The 10167-nt window shown below is 70.6% G+C and carries 9 protein-coding genes and 1 pseudogene; 8 read left to right on the forward strand and 2 right to left on the reverse strand.

All coding sequences use genetic code 11. The features are described from left to right. The 4 genes from RT051_RS13635 to RT051_RS13650 all read left to right on the forward strand — a co-directional run. Window positions 1-401, forward strand: a 401-nt coding sequence (locus RT051_RS13635) for a branched-chain amino acid ABC transporter permease (RefSeq protein ID WP_313077504.1), incomplete at its 5' end; no start/stop codon positions are given. Between the two features lie 26 nt (window positions 402-427). After that, window positions 428-1213, forward strand: a complete 786-nt coding sequence (locus RT051_RS13640) for an ABC transporter ATP-binding protein (RefSeq protein ID WP_313077505.1) — start codon at window positions 428-430, stop codon at window positions 1211-1213. Between the two features lie 21 nt (window positions 1214-1234). Beyond that, window positions 1235-1987, forward strand: a complete 753-nt coding sequence (locus tag RT051_RS13645) for an ABC transporter ATP-binding protein (RefSeq protein ID WP_313077511.1) — start codon at window positions 1235-1237, stop codon at window positions 1985-1987. Window positions 1988-1995: 8 nt separating this feature from the next. After that, window positions 1996-2358, forward strand: a complete 363-nt coding sequence (locus RT051_RS13650; protein WP_313077513.1) for a DMT family protein — start codon at window positions 1996-1998, stop codon at window positions 2356-2358. A gap of 9 nt (window positions 2359-2367) precedes the next feature. On the opposite strand, the gene xdhB is transcribed toward RT051_RS13650, so the two are convergent. Together xdhB and xdhA are read right to left on the reverse strand one after the other, a co-directional pair. Beyond that, complete coding sequence (xdhB, locus tag RT051_RS13655; protein ID WP_313077506.1) at window positions 2368-4713, reverse strand: xanthine dehydrogenase molybdopterin binding subunit; 2346 nt, start codon at window positions 4711-4713, stop codon at window positions 2368-2370. Then, the gene (xdhA, locus tag RT051_RS13660) at window positions 4710-6230 is read right to left on the reverse strand and encodes a xanthine dehydrogenase small subunit (protein WP_313077507.1); all 1521 of its coding nucleotides are present in this window, start codon (window positions 6228-6230) and stop codon (window positions 4710-4712) included. The genes xdhB and xdhA overlap by 4 nt, the downstream gene beginning before the upstream one ends. A 133-nt stretch (window positions 6231-6363) precedes the next feature. On the opposite strand from xdhA, the gene RT051_RS13665 reads away from it, so the two are divergent. The 4 genes and pseudogenes from RT051_RS13665 to RT051_RS13680 form a co-directional block, all read left to right on the forward strand. Then, window positions 6364-7296: a LysR family transcriptional regulator gene (locus RT051_RS13665; RefSeq protein ID WP_313077508.1), complete on the forward strand. Its 933-nt coding sequence runs from the start codon at window positions 6364-6366 to the stop codon at window positions 7294-7296. Between the two features lie 80 nt (window positions 7297-7376). Next, window positions 7377-8966 carry an ABC transporter ATP-binding protein gene (locus RT051_RS13670; RefSeq protein ID WP_313077509.1) on the forward strand — a complete coding sequence of 530 codons (1590 nt, stop codon included), beginning with the start codon at window positions 7377-7379 and terminating at the stop codon, window positions 8964-8966. Next, on the forward strand, window positions 8953-10026 hold the full coding sequence (locus RT051_RS13675; protein WP_313077510.1) for an ABC transporter permease: 1074 nt from the start codon (window positions 8953-8955) through the stop codon (window positions 10024-10026). Before RT051_RS13670 ends, RT051_RS13675 begins: the two co-directional genes overlap by 14 nt. After that, window positions 10026-10167 (forward strand): annotated as a pseudogene (locus RT051_RS13680) (ABC transporter permease); the annotation flags it as partial. The gene RT051_RS13675 and the pseudogene RT051_RS13680, both read left to right, overlap by 1 nt.

The following is a 10167-nucleotide window of genomic DNA, read 5'->3' on the forward strand; positions in this document are numbered from 1 at the left end:
CCAAGGCCATGGGCATCAACACGCGCAACATGAAGCTGCTGGCCTTCGGCATGGGGGCGTCGTTCGGCGGCGTGGCCGGCGCCATGTTCGCCGCCTTCCAGGGCTTCGTCTCGCCCGAGTCCTTCAGCCTGATGGAGTCCATCATGATCGTCGCCATGGTGGTGCTGGGCGGCATCGGCCACATCCCCGGGGTGATCCTGGGGGCGCTGCTGCTGGCGGCGCTGCCCGAGGTGCTGCGCTACGTGGCCGGGCCCCTGCAGGCCATGACCGACGGGCGGCTTGATGCCTCCATCCTGCGCCAGCTGCTGATCGCGCTGGCCATGATCATCGTCATGCTGCTGCGCCCGCGCGGCCTGTGGCCCGCGCCCGAACATGGCAAGAGCCTGGCCCAGAAGTCCTGAACCCCCAAGCCTCGGCAGTCAAGAACATGGCAGAAACAACGGAAAAAGAGGTGGTGCTCAGGGTCGCGGGCATCTCCAAGCGCTTCGGCGGCCTGCAGGCCCTGTCGGACGTGGGCATCACCATCCGGCGCGGCCAGGTCTACGGCCTGATCGGGCCCAACGGTGCGGGCAAGACCACCTTCTTCAACGTCATCACCGGGCTGTACACGCCCGACGCAGGCAGCTTCGAGCTGGCCGGCCGGCCCTACCAGCCGCGCGCCGTGCATCTGGTGGCCAAGGCCGGCATTGCGCGCACTTTCCAGAACATCCGGCTGTTTGCCGAGATGACGGCGCTGGAGAACGTCATGGTGGGGCGGCACATCCGCACGCGCTCGGGCCTGATCGGGGCGATCCTGCGCAACCGCGCCTTCAAGGACGAGGAGGCGGCCATCCGCGCCCGGGCGCGCGAGCTGCTGGACTACGTGGGCATCGCGCAGTACGCGGATTTTCGCGCGCGCACCTTGTCCTATGGCGACCAGCGGCGCCTGGAGATCGCCCGGGCCCTGGCCACCGACCCGCAGCTGATCGCGCTGGACGAGCCGGCCGCCGGCATGAACGCCACCGAGAAGGTGCAGCTGCGCGAGCTGATCGACCGCATCCGCAACGACAACCGCACCATCTTGCTGATCGAGCACGACGTCAAGCTGGTCATGGGCCTGTGCGACCGCGTCACCGTGCTCGACTACGGCAAGCAGATCGCCGAGGGCACACCGGCCGAGGTGCAGAAGAACGAAAAGGTGATCGAGGCCTACCTCGGCACCGGAGGACATTGACCCATGGTGCAAACGGCGCAAATGGCAGAAGGCACGGCCGCAACGGCCGCAACGGCCGGGAAACCGGTGCTGCTCAAGGTACAGGGCCTGAAGGTGGCCTATGGCGGCATCCAGGCCGTCAAGGGCGTGGACCTGGAGGTGCGCGAGGGCGAGCTGGTCACGCTGATCGGCTCCAACGGCGCGGGCAAGACCACGACCATGAAGGCCATCACCGGCTCGCTGGTCATGAACGACGGCGACATCCAGTACCTGGGGCGCAGCATCCGCGGCCGCGGCGCCTGGGACCTGGTCAAGGAAGGCCTGGTCATGGTCCCCGAGGGGCGCGGCGTGTTCGCGCGCATGTCGATCACCGAGAACCTGCTGATGGGCGCCTACACCCGGCGCGACCAGGCCGGGATCGCGGCCGATGTGGAGAAGATGTTCGCCATTTTCCCGCGCCTGCGCGAGCGCCGCGACCAGCTGGCCGGCACCATGAGCGGCGGCGAGCAGCAGATGCTGGCCATGGGCCGGGCGCTGATGAGCCAGCCCCGGGTGTTGCTGCTGGACGAGCCCTCCATGGGCCTGTCGCCCATCATGGTGGACAAGATCTTCGAGGTGGTGCGCGACGTCTATGCTCTGGGCGTGACCATCGTGCTGGTCGAGCAGAACGCCAGCCGCGCGCTGGCCATTGCCGACCGGGGCTACGTGATGGAGTCGGGCCTGATCACCATGGAAGGCGGCGGCCACCAGCTGCTGGAGGACCCGCGCGTGCGCGCAGCCTACCTGGGCGAGTGAGTCTTTCCGTGCACGCGCTGCAGAACCTGCCCATCCCGCTGCAGACCATCCTGCTGCTGGTGGCCAGCAACGTCTTCATGACGTTCGCCTGGTACGGCCACCTGCGCAACCTGGCCACCGCGCCCTGGTACGTGGCGGCCCTGGCGAGCTGGGGCATCGCGCTGTTCGAGTACCTGCTGCAGGTGCCGGCCAACCGCATCGGCCACAGCCAGTTCAGCGTCGGCCAGCTCAAGATCCTGCAGGAGGTGATCACGCTGCTGGTGTTCGTGCCGTTTGCCGCGCTCTACCTAGGCGAGCCGCTCAAATGGGACTACCTGTGGGCCGGGCTGTGCCTGGTGGGGGCGGTGTATTTCATCTTCCGCGGCGCCTGAAGGGGTCCCTCACCCCAGCCGGCCCAGCGCCCGCAGCACGCTTTCGGCCGTGGCCGGCGCGCGCAGCTCCACCCGGGCGCCGTCTGCTGCGTCGCCGTCTGCACCATCCGCACGCGCCGCGGCCACCGCGTTGCGCAACGCCTCGTACACGCTGATGGCCAGCATGAAGGGCGGCTCGCCCACGGCCTTGCTGCCGCCCACGTTGTCCTCGCGGTTGGCCTCGTGCCAGAGCGCCACGCGCAGGTGTTCGGGCACGTCGCCCGTGGCTGGGATCTTGTAGGTGCTCGGGGCGTGCGTGGCCAGGCGGCCGCGCTCGTCCCAGACCAGCTCCTCGGTGGTCAGCCAGCCCATGCCCTGCACGAAGCCGCCCTCGATCTGGCCGATGTCGATGGCCGGGTTGATGCTGCGGCCCACGTCGTGCAGGATGTCCACCGCCAGCACGCGGCTCTCGCCGGTGTGCGTGTCGATGGCCACCTCGGTGCAGGCCGCGCCGTAGGCGAAGTAGAAGAACGGCCGGCCCGTGAGGGTGGTCTTGTCGTAGTGGATCTTGGGCGTGCGGTAAAAGCCGTCGCTCCACAGCTGGATGCGGTTGGCATAGGCCTCCTTGACCACGTCCTCCCAGCGCCGCGTGGCCGTTGGGGACATGACCTGCCCGCCCTGGAAGCGCACGGCCCCGGCGCCGCAGCGGTCCAGCCCGGCGACGAAGGCTGCCAGGTTGTCGCGGATGGTGCGCGCCGCGTACTGCGCCGCGCGGCCGTTCAGGTCGGTGCCGCTGCTGGCGGCGGTGGCGCTGGCGTTGGGCACCTTGCTGGTGTCGCTGGCGGTGACCAGCACGCGGGAGAGCGGCACGCCCAGCTCGTCGGCCACGATCTGCGCCACCTTGGTGTGCAGGCCCTGGCCCATCTCGGTGCCGCCGTGGTTGACCTGCACGCTGCCGTCGGTGAAGACGTTGACCAGGGCGCCCGCCTGGTTGAACAGCGTGGCGGTGAAGCTGATGCCGAACTTGACCGGGGTGAGCGCCAAGCCGCGCTTGAGCACGGGGCTTGCGCGGTTCCACTCGAAAATGGCCTTTTGCCGTTGTCTGTAGCCGGAAGTTTGCTCCAATTTCGGTAGCAATTCGTGCAGGATGTTGTCCTCGACCTGCATCTGGTAGTGCGTGACGTTGCGGTCCTCGGTGCCGTAGAGGTTGCGCAGGCGCACGTCCAGCGCGTCCAGCCCCAGGTGCCGGGCGATGTCGCCCAGGATGACCTCGATGGCCAGCACGCCCTGCGGCCCGCCAAAGCCGCGAAACGCCGTATGGCTCTGCAGGTGGGTCTTGCAGCGGTAGGAGTCGATCTGCACGTGCTCCAGAAAATAGGCGTTGTCGCAGTGGAAGACCGCGCGGTCGGCCACCGCGCCCGAGAGGTCAGCGCTGTGCCCGCAGTTGACGGCCATCATGAGCTGCAAGCCCTCGATGCGGCCCGTGGCGTCGAAGCCCACGTCGTACTCATAGGCGAACGGGTGGCGCTTGCCGGTGACGACGAAGTCGTCGTCGCGGTCCAGGCGCAGCTTGACGGGGCAGCCAAACTTGCGCGCCGCCAGCGCCGCCCACACGGCCAGGTGTCCGGCCTGGGTCTCCTTGCCGCCAAAACCCCCGCCCATGCGCCGGCACTCCACGCGCACGGCGTGGCTGCTGATGCCAAGCGCATGCGCCACCCAGTGCTGCACCTCGCCCGGGTGCTGGGTGCCGCTGTGGATCCACCACTGGCCCTGCTCCAGCGGCAGCGCGTAGGCGATCTGCCCCTCCAGGTAGAAGTGCTCCTGGCCCCCCACCTCAAAGCGCCCCTGCAGGCGCCGGGGCGCCTGCTGCAGCGCAGCGGCCGCGTCGCCCCGGCGCACATGCACGGGCGGCAGCACCCAGCTTTGCGCCTGCAGGGCCTGCTGCACCGTGAGGATGGCCGGCAGTGGCGTGATGTCCAGCTGCACGGCGCGCGCGGCGCGGCGCGCCAGCATGACCGAGTCGGCCACCACCAGGCCCACGACCTGGCCCACGTGCTGCACGACGTCCGACGCGAAGATGGCCTCGTCGTGCGCGAATGCGGCAAGAATGGGGTCGCCCGGAATGTCCTCGGCCAGCACCAGGCCGCGTACGCCCGGCAGTGCCAGGGCGGCGCTGGCGTCCAGGCCGTTCACGGTGCCGTGGGCCACCGGGCTCAGGATAGGCGCGGCATAGAGCGTGCCCTTGAGCTCGGGCAGGTCGTCGATATAGGCGGCGCTGCCCGCCACCTGGGCGCGGGCGCTCTCGTGCACGTGCGAGCGGCCGACGGCGGGGGCGCTCGCGCCCTCGGCGGCCAGGGCGATGTCGTCGCGTTTCATGGCGCGGCCTCCTCCAGGGGGGCGGGGGTCAAGGGGGCTAGCGCGTGCAGCGTGTCGTGCGGCGCCGGCCCGTGCTCGTGCCACAGGCGCAGGGCCAGCGCGGCCAGCAGCTCGCGGCGGTAGGCGCTGCTGGCGCGCATGTCGCTGATGGGCTGGAACTCCGCCTGCAGGGCGGCGCCGGCGCGCCGGGCCGTGTCCTCGCTCCAGGGCTGGCCGGCCAGCAGCGCCTCGGTCTGGCGCGCACGCGCGGGTGTGGCCGCCACGCCGCCGGCGCCGATGCGCGCCTGCTGCACCCGGCCCTCGCGAATGCTCAGGTTGAAGGCCAGGCACACGGCGGAGATGTCGTCGTCGAAGCGCTTGGAGACCTTGTAGACCGCCAGCAGCTGGTCGGCCGCGGGCAGAGGCACGCGGATGAAGGTCAGCAGCTCGTCGGCCGCCATGGCGTTTTGCCGGTAGCCCGTGTAGAGCGCCTCCAGCGCCAAGCGCCGGCTGCCGCGCGTGCTGGCCAGCTCGACCTGGGCACCCAGCGCGATCAGCAGCGGCATGGAGTCGCCGATGGGCGAGCCGTTGGCCACGTTGCCGCCCAGCGTGCCGGCGTTGCGCACGGGCAGGCCGGCAAAGCGCGCGGCAAAGCGCGCCAGCTGCGGCCAGCGCGCGACCAGCGCGGCAAAGGCCTCGGTCAGCGACACGGCGGCGCCCAGCACCAGGTGGCCGTCCTGCTCGGCCACCCGGGCGAGCTCGCGTGCGCGGGTCACGTCCAGCACGCGGGCGAACTGGCGGTGCTGCTTGGTCACCCACAGGCCCACGTCGGTGCAGCCGGCGACTACCTGGGCCCCGGGGTGGGCCGCGCGCGCGGCCAGCAGGTCGGCCAGGGTCTCGGGCGCTTCATAGGAGAAATCGGCCCCGGGCCCGCGTCCTTCCTCGGCCAGTTGCTCCAATAAGCGTAGCAATGAGTCCTCCCGCACCGCCATGCGCGGCAGCCCGGGCAGTTGCTCGGCGGCATCCAGGATGGGCCGGTAGCCGGTGCAGCGGCACAGGTTGCCCGACAGCTCGGTGGCGGCCAGCTCGCGGCCGATGGGGCGGCCGGCGCAGACGTGCGTCTGGTACATGCCGAACAGGCTCATGGCAAAGCCCGGGGTGCAGAAACCGCACTGCGTGGCGTGGTTGTCCAGCAGGGCCTGCTGCACCGGGTGCAGGTCGGCGGCCGCGGCCGCTTCGTCCAGGGGTTCGATCAGCGGGTCCTGGGTCAGGTCCTCCACCGTCCACAGCGCCATGCCGTCGATCGAGTGCGCCAGGCGGATGCAGCTGTTGACGGCCTCGTAGTGCATGCGGCCGTCCCGCTCGCGGCCCAGCACCACGGTGCAGGCGCCGCAGTCGCCCTCGCCGCAGCCCTCCTTGGTGCCGGTGGCGCCAAGGTCCTCGCGCAGCAGTTGCAGCAGGGTGCGCTCGGGCGGCACGTGGGTCAGCTGCACGCGCTGGCCGCGGCGGATGAAGCGGATGGGGCGGGAGATGGTCATGGGCATGAGGGTAGGACCGCCGGGGGGCGGCGGCATATGGGCGCGCTTATAACCGGGATGCCCCGCGTGCTATGGCGTGGCGGGCGTGTAGAGTAGCCGGCTGTTTTCGCGCTGGCGCGGGCCCCAGGCGGCCATGAGAGACCAAGCCCTCTTCGACAAGATCGACCTCCACCTCATCCGGGTTCTGCATACGGTGCTCACCGAGCGCAGCGTCTCCCGGGCGGCGCTGCGCCTGGGCATGCACCAGCCGGCGGTCTCGGGCGCGCTCAGGCGCCTGCGCGAACTGGCGGGCGACCCGCTGCTGGTGCGCTCGGGCGCGGGCATGCAGCCTACCGACGCGGCGCTGGCCATGGTGGAGCCGGCCGCCAGCATCCTGCGCGCGGCCGAGGCGCTGTTCTCCGATGCGCGCGGGTTCGAGCCGCGCAGCGCGCGCCGGGCCTTTCGCATCGCCGCCAGCGCCTACCTCGATCCGCTGTTCCTGCCGCGCCTGGTGGCGCACCTGCGGGCCGAGGCGCCCGCGTGCACGGTGGAGGTTCTGCCCCTGTCGGCCAATGCCCACTACCAGGCGCACCTGGCGCAGGGCGAGGCCGACGTGGTGATCGCCAACTGGCCCGAGCCGCCAGGCGAGCTGCACCAGTCGCGCCTGTTCGCCGACGAGGTGGTCTGCCTGGTGGCGCGCGAGCACCCGGCGCTGCGCCGCGGCTGGCAGCTGCAGGAGTGGCTGGCGGCCGAGCACATCGCGCCCACGCCCACGCACCCGGGGGCGCGCGGCGTGATCGACGCGCACCTGGACGGTCTGGGGCTGGCGCGCAACATCACCGTGCGCTGCGCGCATTTCAGCCTGATCCCGGCCATGGTGGCGGGCGGGCTGCTGGTGCTGACCACCGGCCGGCAGTTCTGCGAGCGCTATGCGCAGGTGCTGCCGCTGGCGGTGCTGCCGCCGCCGCTGGACTTTCCGCGGCTGGTCTACTACCAGCTCTGGCACCCGCGCGCCCACCCCTCGGCGGCGGGGGCATGGCTGCGCGAGGCCATCAGGCACGTGGCTCTGTCGCTACGGAAACCATAGCTTGAAGACGATGCGGGACAAGCGCCACAAGTGGTTTTCATGAAAAATTGCTGCCGGCGAACTTCGGAGACAATCGCAGGATGAATCCCACACCCCCTAGTGCCGGGGCGGCCGCCGCGCCGCCGCGACTGCAATTGACGGGCATCACCAAGCGCTATCCGGCCGTGGTGGCCAACGATGGCGTCTCGCTCACGGTGCAGCCGGGCGAGGTGCACGCCGTGCTGGGCGAGAACGGCGCGGGCAAGTCCACGCTGATGAAGATCATCTACGGCGCAACCCGTCCCGACGAGGGCGAGATGTGGTTTGACGGCCGCGCCGTGCAGGTCAGAAACCCGCAGGAGGCGCGCGCACTGGGCATCGCCATGGTGTTCCAGCATTTCAGCCTGTTCGACACCCTCACGGTGGCCGAGAACGTCTGGCTGGGCCTGGACAGGCGCCAGAGCCTGGCTGAGGTGACGCGCCGCATCACCGAAAAGGCCAACGAGTACGGCCTGGACATCGACCCCGCCCGCCCCGTGCACACGCTGTCGGTGGGCGAGATGCAGCGCGTGGAGATCATCCGGGCGCTGCTGACCAATCCGCGCCTCTTGATCCTCGACGAGCCAACCTCGGTGCTCACGCCGCAGGCGGTGGATAAGCTCTTCGTCGTGCTGCGCCAGCTCAGCCGCGAGGGCTGCAGCATCCTCTACATCAGCCACAAGCTGCACGAGATCCGCGAGCTGTGCACCGCCTGCACGGTGGTGCGCGGCGGCCGCGTGACGGGCGTGTGCGACCCGTCGGTAGAGTCCAACGCCTCGCTGTCGCGCATGATGATCGGCGCCGAGCCGCCGGCGCTTGATCACCGCGACGCCCGGGTGGGCGAGGTCGTGCTGTGCACCCAGGGCCTGTCGCTGGAGGCGGGCGACCCGTTCGGCGTGCCGCTGGTCAGCATCGACCTGGAGGTGCGCGCCGGCGAGGTGGTGGGCATCGCCGGCATCTCGGGCAATGGGCAGAAGGAGCTGCTCTACGCGCTGTCGGGCGAGGACACGCGCGCCGCGCCCGCCATGGTCGAGGTGGCGGGCCGCCCCGCCGGCCGGCTGCGGCCGCGCCAGCGGCGCCAGCTCGGCCTGCATTTCGTGCCCGAGGAGCGCCTGGGCCGCGGCGCCGTGCCCACCATGGGCCTGGCGCACAACCTGCTGCTCACGCGCGGCAATGCCGTGGGCGCGGGCGGCTGGCTGCGCATGCGCCGCCTGAGAAGCCAGGCGCAGGACATCATCACCCGCTTTGGCGTCAAGGCCGGCGGCCCGGACGCGCCGGCGCGCTCGCTGTCGGGCGGCAACCTGCAGAAATTCATCGTCGGGCGCGAGATCGACGCCCGCCCGAAGCTGCTCATCGTCTCGCAGCCGACCTGGGGTGTGGACGTGGGCGCGGCCGCGCAGATCCGCGGCGAGATCCTGAAACTGCGCGACGCCGGCTGCGCCGTGCTGGTGGTCAGCGAGGAGCTGGACGAGCTGTTCGAGATCTGCGACCGGCTGCACGTGCTGGCCAAGGGCCGTCTGTCGCCCTCGGTGCCGCGCGCAGAGGCCAGCGTCGAGCGCATTGGCGAATGGATGAGCGGACTGTGGCATGCCGAGGTGCAGGAGCACCTGGCCCGCCAGGCGGCAGGGGAGGGCGGCCATGCTCAAGCTTGAGGCGCGGCCGCAGGCCTCGCGCCTGTGGACCTGGGGCTCGCCCCTGCTGGCACTGGCCATCACGGTGGCCATCGGCGTGCTGTTGTTCGTGCTGCTGGGCAAGGACCCGGTGCGCGGCCTGCAGGTCTTCTTCTGGGAGCCGGTCAAGTCGGCCTACGCCCTGGGCGAGCTGGCCGTCAAGGCCACGCCGCTCCTGCTGGTGGCGCTGGGCCTGGCGGTGTGCTTTCGCTCCAACGTCTGGAACATCGGCGCCGAAGGGCAGTTCGTCATCGGCGCGATCGCCGCGGGCGGCACCGCCCTGCTGGCGGACAAGACCACCGGGCCGTGGATCATCCCGGCCATCCTGGTGGCGGGCATGCTCGGCGGCATGGTCTGGGCGGGCATCGTCGCCTTCCTGCGCGACCGCTTCAACGCCAACGAGATCCTGGTCAGCCTGATGCTGGTCTATGTGGCCACGCTGCTGCTGAGCTACCTGGTCTATGGCCCCTGGAAGGACCCGCTGGGCTACAACTTCCCGCAGACGCGCATGTTCGAGCGGGTCACGCAGATCCCCAAGCTGTTTGCCGGCTCGCGCGTGACCATCGGCCTGCCGCTGGCGCTGGCCAGCGCGGCGCTCCTGTGGGTGTTTTTGTTTCGCACCCGCGCGGGCTTTGCCCTGCAGGTGGGGGGACTGGCGCCCGCGGCGGCGCGCTATGCCGGCTTTTCCTCGCGCCGCGCGCTGTGGACGGCACTGCTCATCTCGGGCGCCACGGCCGGCCTGGCGGGCGCGCTGGAGGTGGCCGGCCCCATCGGCCAGCTCACGCCCTACGTGCCGGCCGGCTACGGCTTTGCCGCCATCATCGTCGCCTTCGTCGGGCGCCTGCACCCGGTGGGCATGGTGCTGTCGGCCATTTTGATGAGCATGTTCTACATCGGCGGCGAGCTGGCGCAGTCGCGCCTTGGGCTGCCCAAATCGCTGACAGGCGTGTTCCAGGGCTTGCTGCTGTTCACGCTGCTGGCCTGCGACACCTTGATTGCCTATCGCGTGCGCTGGGTCGGCGCCAGGGGAGGGCGCAACTGATGGAATCCTACGCACTGCTGCTGGGCGCCACGCTCAGCGCCGGCACCGTCCTGGCACTGGCCTCGCTGGGCCTGCTCATCAACGAGAAGGCCGGCATCGTCAACCTGGGCGCCGAGGGCATGATGCTGTGCGCCGCCGTGG

Source organism: Melaminivora sp. (assembly GCF_032059615.1).
GTDB lineage: Bacteria > Pseudomonadota > Gammaproteobacteria > Burkholderiales > Burkholderiaceae_C > Melaminivora.